At 72.3% G+C, this 16,154-nt stretch carries 16 protein-coding genes and 1 pseudogene; 6 read left to right on the top strand and 11 right to left on the bottom strand.

Translation table 11 applies throughout. The features are described 5' to 3' along the window. Positions 1-4: 4 nt before the first annotated feature. The 7 genes and pseudogenes from N8J89_RS22225 to N8J89_RS22260 all read right to left on the bottom strand — a co-directional run bounded on the left by N8J89_RS22225 (position 5) and on the right by N8J89_RS22260 (position 7,634). Positions 5-967, bottom strand: coding sequence for a phosphotransferase (locus tag N8J89_RS22225; protein ID WP_283658918.1), 963 nt, complete (start codon positions 965-967; stop codon positions 5-7). Positions 968-1,024: 57 nt separating this feature from the next. Continuing rightward, complete coding sequence (locus tag N8J89_RS22230; protein ID WP_283658919.1) at positions 1,025-1,642, bottom strand: pentapeptide repeat-containing protein; 618 nt, start codon at positions 1,640-1,642, stop codon at positions 1,025-1,027. Then, positions 1,635-1,898 carry a phospholipase D-like domain-containing protein gene (locus tag N8J89_RS22235; protein WP_283658920.1) on the bottom strand — a complete coding sequence of 88 codons (264 nt, stop codon included), beginning with the start codon at positions 1,896-1,898 and terminating at the stop codon, positions 1,635-1,637. Before N8J89_RS22235 ends, N8J89_RS22230 begins: the two co-directional genes overlap by 8 nt. Positions 1,899-2,008: 110 nt before the next feature. Continuing rightward, positions 2,009-3,873: pseudogene (locus tag N8J89_RS41975) on the bottom strand (dipeptide ABC transporter ATP-binding protein); the annotation flags it as partial. Between the two features lie 2 nt (positions 3,874-3,875). After that, the gene (locus N8J89_RS22250) at positions 3,876-4,784 is read right to left on the bottom strand and encodes an ABC transporter permease (RefSeq protein ID WP_283658922.1); all 909 of its coding nucleotides are present in this window, start codon (positions 4,782-4,784) and stop codon (positions 3,876-3,878) included. After that, positions 4,781-5,806, bottom strand: a complete 1,026-nt coding sequence (locus N8J89_RS22255) for an ABC transporter permease (protein ID WP_502868319.1) — start codon at positions 5,804-5,806, stop codon at positions 4,781-4,783. The genes N8J89_RS22250 and N8J89_RS22255 overlap by 4 nt, the downstream gene beginning before the upstream one ends. Positions 5,807-5,810: 4 nt before the next feature. Then, positions 5,811-7,634, bottom strand: a complete 1,824-nt coding sequence (locus tag N8J89_RS22260) for an ABC transporter substrate-binding protein (protein ID WP_283658923.1) — start codon at positions 7,632-7,634, stop codon at positions 5,811-5,813. Positions 7,635-7,733: 99 nt separating this feature from the next. Between N8J89_RS22260 and N8J89_RS22265 the strand changes: the two genes are divergently transcribed. Beyond that, entirely contained in the window at positions 7,734-8,561 is an 828-nt protein-coding gene (locus tag N8J89_RS22265) for a M55 family metallopeptidase (RefSeq protein WP_283658924.1), read from the top strand. Position 8,562: 1 nt separating this feature from the next. On the opposite strand, the gene N8J89_RS22270 is transcribed toward N8J89_RS22265, so the two are convergent. Continuing rightward, entirely contained in the window at positions 8,563-9,777 is a 1,215-nt protein-coding gene (locus N8J89_RS22270; RefSeq protein WP_283658925.1) for an FAD-dependent monooxygenase, read from the bottom strand. Positions 9,778-9,862: 85 nt separating this feature from the next. Between N8J89_RS22270 and N8J89_RS22275 the strand changes: the two genes are divergently transcribed. The 4 genes from N8J89_RS22275 to N8J89_RS22290 all read left to right on the top strand — a co-directional run bounded on the left by N8J89_RS22275 (position 9,863) and on the right by N8J89_RS22290 (position 12,533). Next, entirely contained in the window at positions 9,863-10,441 is a 579-nt protein-coding gene (locus tag N8J89_RS22275; protein WP_283658926.1) for a TetR/AcrR family transcriptional regulator, read from the top strand. Beyond that, positions 10,434-10,967 (top strand): GNAT family N-acetyltransferase, encoded by a 534-nt coding sequence (locus N8J89_RS22280; RefSeq protein ID WP_283658927.1) that lies wholly within the window; start codon positions 10,434-10,436, stop codon positions 10,965-10,967. Before N8J89_RS22275 ends, N8J89_RS22280 begins: the two co-directional genes overlap by 8 nt. A gap of 101 nt (positions 10,968-11,068) precedes the next feature. Next, positions 11,069-11,596, top strand: a complete 528-nt coding sequence (locus tag N8J89_RS22285; protein ID WP_283658928.1) for a hypothetical protein — start codon at positions 11,069-11,071, stop codon at positions 11,594-11,596. Between the two features lie 145 nt (positions 11,597-11,741). Next, positions 11,742-12,533 carry a hypothetical protein gene (locus tag N8J89_RS22290; RefSeq protein ID WP_283658929.1) on the top strand — a complete coding sequence of 264 codons (792 nt, stop codon included), beginning with the start codon at positions 11,742-11,744 and terminating at the stop codon, positions 12,531-12,533. 22 nt (positions 12,534-12,555) lie between these two features. Here N8J89_RS22290 and N8J89_RS22295 read toward each other — a convergent pair whose 3' ends face one another. Both N8J89_RS22295 and N8J89_RS22300 read right to left on the bottom strand, forming a co-directional pair. Further along, a complete protein-coding gene (locus N8J89_RS22295) occupies positions 12,556-13,197 on the bottom strand; it encodes a nucleotide disphospho-sugar-binding domain-containing protein (RefSeq protein ID WP_283658930.1) in 642 nt (213 codons plus the stop codon). After that, the gene (locus N8J89_RS22300) at positions 13,112-13,729 is read right to left on the bottom strand and encodes a glycosyltransferase family protein (protein ID WP_283658931.1); all 618 of its coding nucleotides are present in this window, start codon (positions 13,727-13,729) and stop codon (positions 13,112-13,114) included. Before N8J89_RS22300 ends, N8J89_RS22295 begins: the two co-directional genes overlap by 86 nt. Positions 13,730-13,772: 43 nt before the next feature. Here N8J89_RS22300 and N8J89_RS22305 point away from each other — a divergent pair, with 43 nt between their 5' ends. Then, positions 13,773-15,194 (top strand): NAD(P)/FAD-dependent oxidoreductase, encoded by a 1,422-nt coding sequence (locus N8J89_RS22305; protein WP_283658932.1) that lies wholly within the window; start codon positions 13,773-13,775, stop codon positions 15,192-15,194. On the opposite strand, the gene N8J89_RS22310 is transcribed toward N8J89_RS22305, so the two are convergent. Further along, entirely contained in the window at positions 15,160-16,104 is a 945-nt protein-coding gene (locus N8J89_RS22310; protein ID WP_283658933.1) for a GlxA family transcriptional regulator, read from the bottom strand. The two genes, N8J89_RS22305 and N8J89_RS22310, sit on opposite strands and share 35 nt — an antisense overlap. Between the last annotated feature and the right edge of the window lie 50 nt (positions 16,105-16,154).

A 16,154-nucleotide genomic window follows, 5' to 3' on the forward strand; every position in this document is an offset into this window, starting at 1 on the left:
CACCCTAGCCATCGCCCAGCTCGGCCAGGGTGCCGGCGAGACCGGTCCAGGCCTGTTCGGTGTCGGCGGTGCGGGTGTGCGGGGCGCGGAACCAGGTGAGGAAGGCGGCGACGTCCTCCAGTGCCCAGCGCAGCCGGTACAGCTCCAGGGCCGAGGGGTCGACCGGGTGGCCGCTGATTTCGGTGTAGCGAGCCAGGTCCCCGGCGTCCGGGGCGAGCAGCCACAGGTCGCGTTCGGGCACGGCCAGGGCGACGGTGTCCCAGTCGAGCAGGTAGCGGCGGTGCCGGGTGCGGAGCAGGTTGCCGGGGTGGGGTTCGCCGTGGGTGAGCACCGGGCGGCCGCGCAGGGTGGCGGCTCGGTGGTCGAACTCCTCGAGCCGGCGCTGGAGGGTGGTGGCGTGCCGGGTGAGCAGGTCGCGGGCGGGTTCGGCGAAGGGGCCGCCGGTCCAGGGACCGCGGAGGGTGCTCAGGGCGGTGTTGAGCTGGGTTCGGGAGGGCAGGTCTGGGCGGTGGGGTGGGGTGGTTGGCGGGGGTGGGGTGTGGTGGAGGCTGGCCAGCAGGTCGAGGAGCTCGGCGCGGTCGGCGGGGGTGAGGGGGTCGCCGAAGTCGCCGGTGCTGCCGTCCAGGTAGGGGAAGACGCTGATCGCGTAGTGGGAGCCGAGGCGGCGCAGGGTGTGGCCGTCGGGGGTGCGCAGCGGGGCGGCCACGAAGTCCAGGGGCAGCGCGGCGGCGGTGGCCATGGCCTGGTGGAGGCCGTGCCAGGCGAGATCGGGGGTGGGGCCGCAGTGGGGCTTGCCGGTCAGGTCGGCGACGGTGACGAACCAGCGGGGGCTGTGGTCGTCGGTGGCGGTCCAGTGGTGGTCGCCGAAGCCGACGGGGGCGTGGGTGAGGCTGGTGGGGGTGATGTGCCAGGCGTGCAACGCTTCGCGCAGGACCTCATCGGTCAGGGCGGGTGGCCGGTCCTTCATGGCGGGCAAGCTAGCCGGTGCGGCTGCGACCGGTCGCGGGATTTCCGGCGCGCGGGGTCAGCCGACGCGCAGGCCGAGCGCGGTGACCAGCACCAGGGCCTGGTCCGGGTCGATCCGCGCGCCCTGGAGCTCGGCGTTGCGGGGATCCAGGGCGGTCAGGTCGGTGCCGCGGAGGTCGGCCTGGGTGAGGTCGACCCGGTGCAGCAGCGCGTCGGTGAGGTCGACCCGGTGCAGGGTGGCCTTGCGGAGGCGGGCGGCGGTGAGGTCGGCCTCGCGCAGGCGGGTGCCGGTGAAGGTGGCGCGGGTGAGGTTGGCGCCGGGCAGGCCGACGTAGGACCAGTCGCCGCCGGTGACGGTGAACAGCTCGTAGGTGCAGCCGTCGAACATGCTGCCGCTGAGCTTGCAGTCGACGAACTGGGTGTCGAAGAAGCGGCAGCGGGTGAAGGTGCAGTTGAGGAAGGCGCTGCCGGTGTGTTCGCTGGCGTTGAACCGGCACTGCCGGAAGGTGCAGTCGGTGAAGGTGGCCTGGCGGCTGGACATCTCCGAGAGGTCCACGTCGAGGAAGGCGACCCGGGTGAAGCTCTGGCCGGAGAGGTCCTGCTCAACGTCCCAGTCGCGGTTGTGCACGGTGGTGTCGGTGGCGGGCGCGGGTCTGCCGCCCAGGCGCTCAGCCATCGGCGGGGACGACGCGCAGGCCGATGGGGCTGTCGGTGAGCGCGGTCAGCGGGTCCGGGGCGGCCACGGTGAGGTTGTACTCGGCCAGGGACCGGAGCAGGCGTTCGGCGGCGTTGCGGCGGCCGGCTGGGCTGACCGCCATCACCAGGCTCACGGTCACCCCGTCGGGGGTGGACTCCAGCCGGTAGGTGCCCGCGCGCATGGCGCGCAGCGCGTGCTGGACCAGTTCGACGGGGATGGCAGGTTCGGCTGGCACGGGTTCAGCATGCCCTTCCCGGCTCGTCAGTGGTGCACGGGGGCGGTGGCCAGGTGGCAGGCGACCTCGGTTCCGGTGTCGGCGGTGAGCACGGGCAGGTCGATCCGGCGGCAGGACTCGGCCACCGCCGCCGCGGCGCCACCGGCCAGGGCGGGGCAGCGGGGGTGGAAGCGGCAGCCGCCGGGGACGCGGGTGGGGTCGGGGGCCTCGCCGGTCAGCACGGTGCGGTTCTCCCCGAGCACGGACAGCAGTGCCTGGGTGTAGGGGTGCCGGGGGCTGGTGAGGACCTGTTCGACCGGGCCCGCTTCCACGATGCGGCCCAGGTACATCACCGCGACCCGGTCGGCGATGTTCCAGGCCAGGCCGAGGTCGTGGGTGACGACCAGGGCGGCCAGGTCGAGCTCGGCGCGGAGCTTGAGCAGCAGCGCGAGGATCTCGCCGCGGACGGAGGCGTCCAGGGAGGCCACCGGTTCGTCGGCGATGAGCAGCCTGGGGTGCAGGGCCAGCGCGCCGGCGATGACCACGCGCTGGCGCTGGCCGCCGGAGAGCTCGTGCGGGAAGACCCGGAAGAAGCGTTCCGGTGGGCGGAGCCCGGCGCGGGAAAGGGCGTCGGCGACCTGCTCGGCCTCGTTGCCGGGGGTGCGGTGGATGCGCAGGCCCTCGGCGACGGCCTCGTAGACGGTGTGCCGCGGGTTGAGCGCGCCGGTGGGGTCCTGCAGGATGAGCTGCACCTGGCGGCGGTAGGCGCGCAACCCCTTGGCAGAGCGCGGCAGCGGCTGCCCTTCGAAGCTGACCTGGCCACGGGTGGGGCGTTCCAGGCCGAGCAGGGTGCGGGCCAGGGTGGTCTTGCCGCAGCCGGACTCCCCGACCAGCGCGGTGATCTCCCCGGCGTTGACGGTCAGGTTCACCCCGTCCACGGCGCGGGCGGTGGCGCCGGCGCGGGAGCGGAAGTGCACGGCGAGGTCCTCCGCGCGCAGCAGCGGGCTCATCGGGCGGCCTCCGGGACGTGGGCGTGCACGCAGGCCGCGGCGTGGTCCTCGCCCGCGGGCCGCAGCTGGAGATCGGTGGTGGCGCATTCCGGTCGGGAGACACCACATCTGGGGTGGAACGGGCAGCCACTGGGCAGGTCGGCCGGGTCGGGCGGGTCGCCGGGCAGGCCGCGGGGGGCCATCCGGGAGGCTGGGTCGCCCACGGTCGGGAAGGCCGCGGACAGCGCGGCGCTGTAGGGGTGCACCGGGGCGGTGGTGACCTGCCGGGCGGGTCCGAGCTCGACGATCCGCCCGGCGTACATGACCGCCAGCCGCTGGCAGGTCTGGGCCAGCACGGACAGGTCGTGGCTGATCATCATCAGGCCGATGCCGCGTTCGGCGACCAGTTCGGCCAGCAGGTCCAGCACCTGGGCCTGCACCATGACATCCAGCGCGGTGGTCGGTTCGTCGGCGATGACCAGCCGCGGCGAGCAGGCCAGCGCGAGGGCGATCATCACCCGCTGCTTCTGCCCGCCGGAGAGCTCGTGCGGGTAGGCACGGGCGTGCCGGGCGGGCAGTCCGACGCGTTCCAGCAGCTCGGCCACTGCTGCGTCCACATCGGACTGACGGCTGGAGGCCGCGCCCGCGCCCTTGTGCACCAGGATGGGTTCGGCGATCTGCTCGCCGATGCGGCGCACCGGGTTGAGCGCGTGCATCGCGCCCTGGAAGATCACCGAGGCCGCGGCCCAGCGCACCGCGCGCAGCCGGCCCCAGGACATGCCGGTGACGTCCTCGCCGTCGAGCAGGATCTGCCCGCTGATGGTCGCGCTGCGCGGCAGCAGCCGCAGGATGGACATGGCCACGGTGGACTTCCCGCAGCCGGACTCCCCCGCCATGCCGAGGGTCTGCCCGGCGTCCAGGGTCAGGTTCACCCCGCGCACCGCGGGCACCGGGCCGCGCGCGGAGGCGTAGGTGATGGTGAGGTCGCGCAGTTCCAGCAGGGTCATCTCTAGCGTCCCCCCGGGTTGCGCAGCCGTGGGTTGAGCACGGCTTCCAAGGCCCGTCCGCACAGGGTGAAGGCGAGCACGACGAGCATGATGCCGATGCCCGGTGGCAGCACGTACCACCAGGCCCCGGCGGAGACCGCGCCGCTGTTGAGGGCGGCGCGCAGCATCGAGCCCCAGGTGACCACGGTGGGGTCGCCCAGGCCGAGGAAGGACAGCGTGGACTCCGCCACGATCGCGCTGGCCACCTGCAGCGTGGTGTCGGCGAAGACCAGTGGCGCGGTGGAGGGCAGCACGTGCCGCAGGATGAGGTGACGGTGGCCGCCGCCGAGGGCGCGGGCGCGTTCGATGTAGGGCCTGGCCTCCACCGCGAGGGTCTGCGCGCGGACCAGGCGGGCGGCGCTGGGCCAGGAGGTCAGGCCGATGGCCACCACGATGGTGAGCAGGCTGCGGTCGAGCACGCTGCTCAGCGCGATGGCCAGCACCAGGGAGGGCAGCACCAGGAAGAAGTCGGTGAAGCGCATCAGCACCGCGGCCACCCAGCCGCCGAAGTGCCCGGCCAGCAACCCGACCAGGGTGCCGATGACCATGGTCAGCACCGCCGCGGCCAGGCCGACGGTCAGCGAGACCCGGGCGCCCCACCAGACCAGCAGCAGCACCGAGCGGCCGGTCTCGTCGGTGCCGAGCAGGTAGTCCGCGCTGGGCCCCTGCAACGGCCGTCCGGTGGTCTTGGTGACATCGAGTTGGGTGGCGTCGGTGACCAGCGGGGCCAGCAGGGCCAGCAGCGTGATCAGGACCAGCCCGCACAGCCCGGCCAGGCCGCCGCGGTCGAGCCGGAACTGCCGCCAGGCGCGGCCGGCGGCCTCGCGGCGGCGGGCCCAGGCCAGGGCGCGGGGCGAGACGGGGGCGCTCACGCGGCACGCACCCTGGGGTCGAAGACCCGGTAGAGCAGGTCGGCCACCACGTTCATGGCCACCACGCTGCCGGCCAGCACGGTGAAGACTCCTTGCAGCAGCGGCAGATCGGGCACGCTGAGCCCTTCGTAGAGCAACAGCCCGAGACCGGGCCAGGTGAACACGGTCTCCACGGTCACCGCGCCCTGCACCACCAGGCCCAGGCGCAGGAAGATCAGGGTGATGGTGGGCAGCATGGCGTTGGGCACGGCGTGACGGCGGCGGACCTCGTCGTCGGTGAGGCCCTTGGCGCGGGCGGTGGTGAGGTAGTCCGCGCCGGTCTCCTCCAGCAGCGCCGAGCGCATCACCAGCTGGTACTGGGCGAAGACCACCGCGACGAAGGTCAGGCAGGGCAGCGCCAGGTGGTGGGCGATGTCGAGCAGCTTGGGGAAGAACTCGTTGGGCACCGAAGGGTCTTCCATGCCGCCGGAGGGGAACAGCCTGCCGGTGGCCATCATCAGGATCAGGCCGAGCCAGGCGGTGTGCGCCGACCACAGGGTCAGCGCGCTGCCGGTGGCCAGCTTGTCGAAGCGGCTGCCGTGCTTCCACGCGCTGCGCACGCCCAGCCACAGCCCGATCAGCACCGCGATCAGCGTGCCGGTGCCCACCAGCAGCAGGGTGGGCCCGAGCCGGTCCAGGATCAGCTCGCCCACCGGCCGCCGGTAGGTGTAGGAGACGCCCAGCTCGCCCTGGAACAGCCCGCCGAAGTAGTCCAGGAACTGCATCCACAGTGGACGGTCCAGGCCGAACTCGACGCGCAGCTGGGCCAGCTGCTCGGCCCCGACCGGGCGGCCGCGGGTCATGGTCTGCACGGGGTCGCCGGGGATGACCCGGAACAGCAGGAACCCGAGCACGATCACGAACAGCACGCTGATCAGCGCGCCGCCGAGCTTGCCGAGCACGTAGCGCAGCGTGCCGGTGGACTTCCTACCGGTCTTGCCCGCTGGTTCCAGCTGCTCGGCCGGGGCGAGCAGGTCGGTCACGAGCTCACTCCCGATCGTCGGCGGAGGCCTTGCGGCGGCGGGCCACCAGCAGCACGGCGATGCCGCCCACCACGACCACGGCGATCACGATGCCGATGATCAGCCCGGTGTTGCTCCCGGAGCCGGTGTCCCCGCTGGCGCCGACGGGGGTGGCGCTGTAGTAGCCCCACATGCCGTTCTGCTCGCGGATCACGCCACCCTGGCTGGGCTGGGTGGTGAAGGCGGCGAACTTGTCGCTGCGGTAGGCCTCCATCGCGTTCTCGTAGTACAGGATCACGCTGGCGGCCCGGTCCACCGCGACCTTCTGCATCTGCTTGACCAACTCGCCGCGCTTGGCCCGGTCGAACTCGCCCAGCTGCGCCTTGTACAGCCGGTCGTACTCGGGGTCGCAGAGGTAGGAGTCGGTGGTGCCGCCCTTGCCGTCGGCGCCGGGACGCTGGTCGCAGGTGTGCAGGCTGAGGATGAAGTCGGGGTCGGGGTTGGTGCCCCAGCCGGAGAAGGCGATGTCGTACTGCCCGCCGGTGGTGCGCTCGTTCATCTGGTTGGCCGAGATGGTCTGCAGCTCGACCCCAACGCCGATGTCGGCCAGCCAGCGCTTGACGTACTCGGCGCTGGTGATGTCGTTGGGCCGGTCGTTGCGGGCGAAGAGCCGGAAGGTCAGCGGCTTGCCGTCGGCCCCGGCGCGGATGTTGTTGGCGCCCTTGCGGTATCCGGCGGCGTCCAGGGCGGCGTTGGCCGCGGCGGGGTCGAAGGCGCTGCCCGCGGCCTCGGGGGTGAGGTGGAAGTCGGGGTAGACCGGCGGGATGAAGCCGCCGCCGACCTGGCCGAAGCCCTGCAGCACCCGCTCGACCAGCTGCTTGGGGTCGATGGCCTTGGCGATGGCCTGGCGCACCTTGACGTCCTTGAGCGCGGGGTGCCCGTCGCCGATGGGCGCGCCTTCCTTGGTGGCCGCGCCGGGGTTGAGCACCAGCTCGGAGAAGCGGCGGCCGTTGGCCTTGTTCAGCTTGACGCCGTTCTCGTTCTGCAGGGCCTGGTACTGCGCGGCGGTGAGCCGGTTGACCAGGTCGATCTCGCCCTTGCGCAGCGCCTGCACGGCGGCGTCGCTGTTCTTGAAGTAGACGAAGTGCAGCTCGTCGATCTTGGGCGCGGCGCGCCAGTAGCCCTTGTTGGCCTTGAGCTTGACGTACTGCTCGGCCTTGTGTTCCAGCAGGGTGAACGGCCCGCTGGAGACCACCGGCTGCTGCTCGTTGGTGTAGTCCTTCAGGCCGGCGCCGACCTTGGACCAGACGTGCTCTGGCACCACCGGCACGTCCAGGGCCAGCATGGTGGCCTGCGGCGTCTTGGTCCTGATCACGACCTGCTTGCCGTCAGGCGAGGCGGTGACGGTGTCGAAGTTGGTCACGAAGCTGCCGTTGGCGGTGGCCGCGACCGGGTCCTTCATCATCAGGTTGTAGGTGAAGGCGACGTCCTTGGCCGTGATCGGCGTGTCGTCGGACCACTTCGCGTTGTCCCGCAGGGTGAAGGTCCAGGTCAGCTTGTCCGGCGAGGCGGACCACTCCTTGGCCAGGCCTTCGCCGGGGCTGTTGTCCTCGGCCTTGTAGGAGGTGAGGAAGTCATACATCAGCCTGCCGATCTCCGTGGAGGACTGGAGACTGGCCAGGAACGGGTTGAGCGAGTCGATGCCCTGCAACAGGCCCACCCGCAAGGTGGTGCCCGCTTGCTGCTGCGCGGTGGCCTGCGGCGCCGCCGCGAGCATGGCCGGCGCGGCCACCACCGCGCAGGCGAGCAACGCGCCGAGCAGTCCGCGCACCCTGCGTGCCGAGGTCATCGACTTCCCCTTCCAGCTGGTGCCAAGAAATAACCATCTCGCCACATAACAAGTCAACGAGTACCGCGAAGAACTGTCCAGGTCGTAACGTGATCAACCGTGCGCATTCTGATCTCGGCCGATATGGAAGGTGTCACCGGGGTGACCTGGGGCGCTGACGTCAAACCCGGATCACCCGGCTGGGAGCGGTTCCGGCCGGTGTTCACCGGCGATGTCAACGCCTGCATCTCCGGCCTGGTGGCCGGTGGCGCCACCGACATCCTGGTCAACGAGGCCCACTCCTCGCAGCGGAACCTGTTGATCGAAGAACTGGATGTGCGGGCCCGGATGCTCACCGGCCGGCACAAGCCGCTGTCGATGATGCAGGGCATCGACTCCGGGGTGGACGGCGTGGTCTTCCTCGGCTACCACGCCGCCGCCGGCCAGCAGGGCGTGCTGGCGCACACCTACCTGGAAAACTCGATCACCGGGGTGTGGCTGGACGGGGTGCTGGCCAGCGAGGGCCGCCTCAACGCCGCGCTGGCGGCCGAGCACGGCGTCCCGGTGCTCATGATCACCGGGGACGACCGGTGCTGCGAGGATGCTGCGGCCTACGTGCCGGAGGCCGAGCGGGTGGCGGTGAAGGAGTGCGTGAGCCGCTACGCCGCGATCTGCCTGCCACCCACCCGATCGTGGGAACTGATCATCAGCGCGGCGCAGCGGTCGATGAACCGGGCCGGGCGAAGGGACCCGGCACCGGGCCCGCACCGGATCGAGGTGGAGTTCGACGCCGCGCACCTGGCCATGGCCGCCGCGGTGATCCCCACCGTGGACCAGGTCGACGTGCTGCGGGTGGGCTTCGACGCGCCGAACATGACCGAGGCGATGAAATGCTTCAAGATCGTGACCGCGATCGCGGCCGGGGCGACCGAGCCGGAGTGGGGCTGATTCACACCCGCGCTTCAACAGGGTAGTTGGGCAGCTCGATCGCGTGCGCGGCGTGCTGGATCTGCTCGTGCATCTTGGCCGCGATCCGGTTGCGCGCGCCCTGCGGGGTGAACTTCATCATCCGGAAGGACAGTCCGCGCAGCCTGCGCTGCCAGGCGGTGTCGGTGATCATGCCCTTGGCGCCGTTCACACCGAGCTGCTGGTTGGCCGTCACGTAGGGCCGCATGATCCGCTCGTAGGCGGCGAAGGCGGCGGTGTGGTCCGCGTGCCGGGCCAGCTCCCCGGCCAGCACGTACGCGCCGACCAGCGCGAGGCTGGTGCCCTGCCCGGAGGCCGGTGAGGCGCAGTAGCCCGCGTCGCCGAGCAGGACGATCCGCCCGGTGCTCCAGCTGGGCATCTCGATCTGGGCCACGGCGTCGAAGTAGAAGTCCGGCGCGGTGGCCAGGTCGGCGAGCAGGTTGGGCACCTGCCAGCCGATCCCGGCGAAGGCCGTGCGCAGCGCCTGGTGCTGGGCCTGGACGTCGCGGCCCAGGTTCAGCTCGCCCGCGCCGAACATCAGCAGGCCCTTGGCCGCTTCGCGCGGGCTGGTGCGGTAGATGCTGGCGGTGCCGCCGACGCCGTTGTGGAACAGCTCCCAGCGGTCGAGGTCCATGTGGTGGCGGGTGGTGAAGATGGAGATGTAGCGGCCCAGGTGCCGCAGGTAGTCCGGCTCGGGGCCGAAGGCCAGCGCGCGGGTGGTGGAGTGCAGGCCGTCAGCGCCGACCACCAGGTCGAAGGTGCGCGGCGCGGCGCGCTCGAAGACCGCCTCGACGCCCTCGGGGGTCTGGGTGAGCGCGGTGACCGAGTCGCCGTAGCTCCACTCGACCTGGTTGTCGCAGGCCTGGACCAGGATGCGGCTGAGGTCGCCGCGCCAGAGCTCGGCGTCGCCGTTGCCGCGGCCGTACATGAAGTCGGCGTCCATGCTCGCGATCGGCTTGTTGCTCTCGGTGACGAAGGTGACGCCGCGGACCTTGGTGTCCACCGCCTCGATCGACGCCCGGATGCCCATCCGCTCGCACACGGTCATCGCCGCACCGCGGACGTCGATCTTGTAGCCGCCTTCGCGCGGGGCCGGGGCGCGTTCCACGACGGTGGGCCGGAAGCCGTGGCGGCGCAGCCAGTAGGCCAGGGCGGGACCGGCGACGCTGGCGCCGGAGATGAGCACGGTCTTGGTCATGCCGAGGACTGTACAAGTGTCTCAAACGCTTGTCTAGAACATCTGTGCAAGACAGGCGTCTCAGACGCGGGTTAGGATGGTGACCATGGGAAACAACCGCGAGGCCCTGCTGGCGGGGGCGAAGCAGTGCCTCTACGACAAGGGCTACGCGCGCACCACCGCCCGGGACATCGCCGGCGCCTCCGGGGTGAGCCTGGCCGCCATCGGCTACCACTTCGGCTCCACCCAGGAACTGATGAACCAGGCCCTCTACGCCGCCATCCAGGAATGGGGCGACGAGGTCGAGGCCGCCCTCTCCGCCGAGCTGGACCCCGAAGCCACTCCCCTGCAACGCTTCGAGAGCTACTGGGAACGGGTGCAGGCCAGCTTCCGCACCCACCGCCGGATGTGGGTGGCCACCTTCGAGATCTTCCCCCTGATCGACCAGCTGCCCGAGGTGCGCGCCTCCCTGGCCCAGGGCATGGAACACGCCCGCCTGGGCCTGGCCGAACTGCTCCAGAACATCGGCGCGGCCAGCGGCGACGCCCGCCAGGTCGGCGCCATCCACCAGGCCCTGCTCAGCGGCGTGCTGGCGCAGTGGCTGATCGACCCCGACGCCGCGCCCACCGCCGCCGACCTCTCCGCGGGTCTGCGCCGCATCGCCCAGGACATCACCCATGGCTGACCTCCGCGTGCTGCACACCGCCGACCTCGACGCCACCACCCGCCACGACCTGCGAGACCTGCTCGACCTCGCCTTCGACGGCGAGTTCCCGGACGAGGACTGGGAACACTGCCTCGGCGGCCTGCACGCCCTGCTCTACGACGGCGACACGCTGATCGGGCACGCCGCGGTGGTCCAACGCCAGCTGCTGCACCAGGGCCGCACGCTGCGCACCGGCTACGTCGAAGGCGTCGCCGTGCACCCCGCCCACCAGCGCCGCGGCCACGGCGGAACCCTGATGGCCCCACTGGAGCGGATCATCCGCCACGGCTACCAGCTCGGCGCCCTCGGCGCGGCCCGGGACGCCCAGCCCCTCTACCGCCGCCGGGGCTGGCTCCCCTGGCTCGGCACCACCGCGGCGCTGACCCCCGAGGGCATCCTGCCCACCCCGGAGGAGACCGAGGCCGTGCACGTCCTGCCCGTGCACGTGACCCTGGACCGCACCGGCCTGCTGACCTGCGACTGGCGCGACGGCGACCTCTGGTGAAAGTTCACCCGATCGCCGGATGTACGTAGTTACACCGACGCGACTCCCCACCGGATGCGGCCACTCTTCCCTGGCGCCACCTTTCCGGGAGGGGACTCGCCATGACCAGCACATTCATCGGCCACGACCTCGCCGCCCTGCGCCCGGTCCCGCACGTGGGCGACTGGGCGCCGATCGGCTGCCCCGGCCTGCCCGACCAACCACCGCCACCGGGCGTGCTCGGCGAACACGACGGAGTCCACTACACCGTGAATCCGGCCACCCCGCGGTGGCTGCGCGCGCACGACCCCGCCACGCACACCCCGGACCCCGCCCACGACATCCCGCTCGGCCCGGCGCCACTGCCGCTGACCGGCGTGCGCGGCGGCCTGTTCACCCCGAACTCCCGGGTGCTGCTCATCGCCGAGGACCCGAACACGGTGTTCTGCTTCGACCTGCTCCGCGTGCCAGGCGAACCCCGCCTGATCGGGGTGTGCACCGGCGCCCGCCCACTGCCCGAGCTGCCCGGCCGCACCACCGGACTGGTGCTGCGGTCCTGGTGGCACGACGGGAAGTTCACCCCACTGCACGTGCTCACCGCGCACGGCGGCGCACACGGACTGGCGGTGCCCGAGCCGATCGAGCTGTAGCACCGCCGAACCCGCACCCGATGTCCGTAGTTTCCACGACGCACGGGCGCACACCGATGACAGAAGCTTGGTGAGGTGGGCTCGCCCGCGTTTTGGGGGTCGCGGGCGGTCCCACCACATCGCGCCGGCGCGGAAGGACCCGTCCATGGCCCACACCAGCACCCAGCACCAGAGCCCAGGCCTGGCGCCCCCGGACGTGGCCGCCTGGACCGAGGTCCGCGCCGAGGCCACCACCTCCTGCGAACACGTCTGCTGGTACCTGCCCACCACCGCCGGCGGCCGCCCAGCCCTCGGCGCGCACGCCCACGACGGCGAACAACTCGGCCTGCTGCATCCCACCGCCCCGGTGCCCGCTTCGGCCACCGGCTACGGCGCCCCGGTCTCCCACCGCGGCCACCTCGACGTGCCCGTCACCGGCCCGGCCGGGATCTGGCGCCTACGCCCCGACGGCACCGACCAGAGCTGGCTGCTCGCCAAGGAACTGCCCGACGCCGACCTGTTCACCTGGTGCGGCAGCCAGCTCGGCCTGCTCTACACCAGCGCCGCCTGCCACCCCCGCACCCTGCGCGCCTACGACCCGACCACCCTGGCGCACCTGCCGTACTGGGACATCGACCTCGGCCCCAGCCCCCTGCCGCTGACCCGCGTCCGCGGCGGCGTGTTCACCCCCAACCGCCGCCTGCTCCTGGTCTCCGGCGCGCCCGGCGAACCCAGCACCCTGTCCTGCTTCGACCTGGTGCAGAACCCCCGCCACCACCGCCGTCCGCTCTCCGCCCGGTGCAGCGGCGCCCGCGCCCTGGCCGAGATCACCGGCGAGATCACCGGCCTGGCCATCCGCCCGGTCTGGATTGGCGACACCTACGCACCCCTGCACATCCTGTCCACCGCGGGCTTCCCCGCCCACAGCTTCCGCGTCCCTGACCCCGACAACCTCTGAACCGCACCGGACCACCAACAGGTCAGCACCCCCGGTCAGCGATCAGCTCCGCCACCCGCCCCGCCACCCGCCCCGCCGCACCGGCCGCCGCGATCCGCGCCCCCAGCTCCGCCGCCCGCGCCCGCATCCGCTCATCCCCCGCCACCCGCCGCACCGCCCGGTACAGCGCCGCCGCCCGCACCGGCTGCGCCACCGGCACCGCCAGCCCCAGCCCGGTCAACCGCCGCGCCGTGCCCCGCTGATCACCCAGCCGCGGCGCCACCACCATCGGCACCCCGGCCGCCAACGACTCCAGCACCGAGTTCATCCCGGCGTGGGTCACGAACACCGAGGTGTGCGCCAGCACCGCCCGCTGCGGCAGCCGCCGGCGCGCGATCACGTTGTCCGGCAACCAACCCAGCTCAGCCGGATCGGTCGCGCCGGTGGCCAGCAACACCAGCCAGTCAGTGTCGCCGAAGGCCTCCGCGGCCGCCTGGAAGAACCCCGGCCCCCGCGCGAACACCGTGCCCGGCGAGACCAGCAACACCGGCCGCGCCTCGATCTCCGCCCACGGCAAAGGTTCCCCACCCCGATCAGGTTCACCCAGCAGTGGACCCACGAAGTGGAAGCGGGACGGGAAGCTCGCCCGCGCCGGTTGCAGCTCCGGCAACGTGGTGACCAGCACCGGATCCACCCCCCTCGCCGCGGGCGCCAACCGCGCCAACCTGGCACGCCGGGCCACGGTGGCGGCCAGCTCGCCGTAGCGGTGCCGGGCGGTGTCGGGCGGTGTCGGCCAGCACCGCGTCGTTGACCGCGTAGGTCGTGCTCCACACCATCGCCGGCACCCCGGCCGCCCTGGCCAGCCGACCGGCCCACCCGCTCATCGCGTCCCACACCACCACATCCGGCCGCCGACGCTCAATCTCCCGGCGCAGCAACGCTTTCCCCGCCGAGTCCGCCCGCAACCGGGTCCGCGCCGAGCGCCCCAGCCGCCCCAGCTCCGCCCACCGGAAACGGTCCGGCACCCAGGTCTCGAACCCCACCGGCACCGCCACCACCTCCACCCCGGTGCCCGCCACCACCTCGGCGAAGGCCGGTCCCACCAGCACCCGCACCCGGTGTCCACGCGCACGCAGCTCCCGCAGCTCCCGCAGCACCGGCAACAACGGGTTCACATGACCGTGCGCCGCATACGGCACGAACATCACATCGATCACAACCACCGACGGTAACGAGCCAATCCCCCAAAGGTGGCAGGATGTGCCAGTGCCGACTCACCACGCCGTTGTTCTCGGGGGCGGACTCGCCGGGATCCTGGCCGCGCACGTGCTCGCCGAGCACGTCGACACGGTCACCATCATCGACCGCGACGACCTGCCCGAGAGCCCCGAACACCGCAAGGGCACCCCACAAGCCCGCCACACCCACGTCTTCGTCGAAGGCGGCTACACGGCACTGGAAGACCTGCTGCCCGGCATCACCGACGAGCTCACCGGCCTCGGCGCCCGGCAACTGCACCACCCCGCCGACATCCTCGTCCGCCGCCCCACCGGCTGGCGCGACCGCACGGCCCCCGAGGTCGGCATCATCAGCGCCAGCCGCGCCCTCACCGACTGGGCGATCCGCCGCCGCGTGCTGGCCCACCCCCGCATCACCGTCGCCCCACCGGCCACCGTGGTCGGCCTGCTCGGCGACCGCCGCCGGATCAACGGCGTCCGGCTGCGCGACCGCGGCGCCACCGACACCCGCCGCCTCACCGCCGACCTGGTCATCGACGCCACCGGCCGCTCCTCGCACACCCACGACTGGCTCACCGAGCTCAAACTGCCCGCCGTGCACCGCGAGCACATCGACTCCGGCATCCGCTACGCCACCCGCGTCTACCAGGCCCCGCCCGGCACCCCGGCCGCCTTCCCCCTGCTGCTCATCGAGCCCGACCCCAGCTCCGACCGCCCCGCCGTCGCGGGCATGCTCTCCCCCATCGAGGACGACCGCTGGATCCTCACCCTGGTCGGCCCCAAACACGACCCGCCGCCCACCGAGGAGGACGGCTACCCGCCGTTCCTGCGCAGCCTGGCCGACCCCATCCTGGCCGACCTGATCGCCGCGGCCACCCCGCTGACCCCGCCCTACGGCTTCGCCAACACCGCCAACCACCGCAACTTCTACGAACGCGCCCGCTTCTGGCCGGACGGACTGCTCGTGCTCGGCGACGCCTACGCCACCTTCAACCCCATCTACGGCCACGGCATGGCCACCGCCGTGCTCGCCGCACACGCGCTGCGCCGCCGCTGGCAACGCCACCACCCGCTGCTACCCGGCTCGGCCCGCCGCTCCCAGCGCGCCATCGCCAAGATCACCGAACCGGCCTGGCGAATGGCCACCGCCCAGGACCTGCGCCTGCCGCACACCACCACCACCGGCCGCCACCCCGGCCGCCTGGCCAAGCTCAACAACCGCTACGCCGACCGCCTGATCGCCGCCACACCCGGCCGCCCCGACCTGCAGCGCGCCAGCCTCCGGGTGTTCGCCCTGCTGGACTCCCCGCTGCGGCTGTTCACCCCGCGCGTGCTCTGGCAGATCCTGCGCGGCCCCCGCGGCCAGTACCGGCCCGAAGCGCCACTGACCCCGGAGGAACGCCGCATCCTCACCCCGGCGAGCGGAACGACCGCCGATAGCTAGCCGGCGACACCCCGACCAGCTGCCGGAACCGGTCCCGGAAGGCCGTCGGCGAACCGAACCCCACCTGCGCGGAGATCCGGTCCACCGAGTGACCGGTGGTCTCCAGCAGGTGCTGGGCCCGCCGCAACCGCTCCCGCATGATCCACTGCAACGGCGTGGTGCCGGTCTGCTCGCGGAACCGGCGGCTCAGCGTCCGGGTGCTCAACCGCGCCTGCCTGGCCAGATCACCCAGCGTCAACCGGCGCTCCAGGTTCTCCGCCAGCCACACCAGCAGCGGCTGCAGCGAACCGCCGTCCGGCGCCGGATCGGAGTGCACGATGAACTGCGCCTGCCCACCGGCCCGCTCCAACGGCATCACCGAGAGCCTGGCGACGTCGGCGGCCACCGCCGCACCGTGGTCCCGCCGCACCATGTGCAGGCACAGGTCCATCCCCGCGGCCGCGCCCGCGGAGGTCAGGATCTGCCCGTTGTCCACGAACAGCACATCGGGGTCCACCTCGATCGTGGGATACCGCCGGGCCAGCGCGGCCGCGCCCAGCCAGTGCGTGGTGGCCCGCATCCCGTCCAGCACACCGGCCTCGGCCAGCACGAACGCCCCCGAACAGATCGAGGCGATGCGCGTCCCGGCCGCCGCGGCCGCCCGCAACGCGGCCAGCACCGCCGGGTCCACCGGAAGGCTGACATCGCGGACGCCGGGAACTATCACCGTGTCCGCCCCCGCCAGCGCGCCCAGGTCCCAGCGGGTGCGCACCTCGAACATCCCGGCGTCCACCACACCCCCGGCCGAGCACACCCGCACCTGGTAGGCAGGCCGGCCATCGGGCAGCCGGGTCCGCTCGAACACCTCACACGGAATGGCCAGATCCGAGGGCACCACATCGTCCAAAGCCACAACGGCCACCACCCGCATGACCACACCATACCCATCATCGCAGGTCAGCGACTTGGCGAGAAGTAGGC

The sequence above is a fragment of the Crossiella sp. CA-258035 genome, assembly GCF_030064675.1.
In the GTDB taxonomy this organism is placed as follows: domain Bacteria; phylum Actinomycetota; class Actinomycetes; order Mycobacteriales; family Pseudonocardiaceae; genus Crossiella.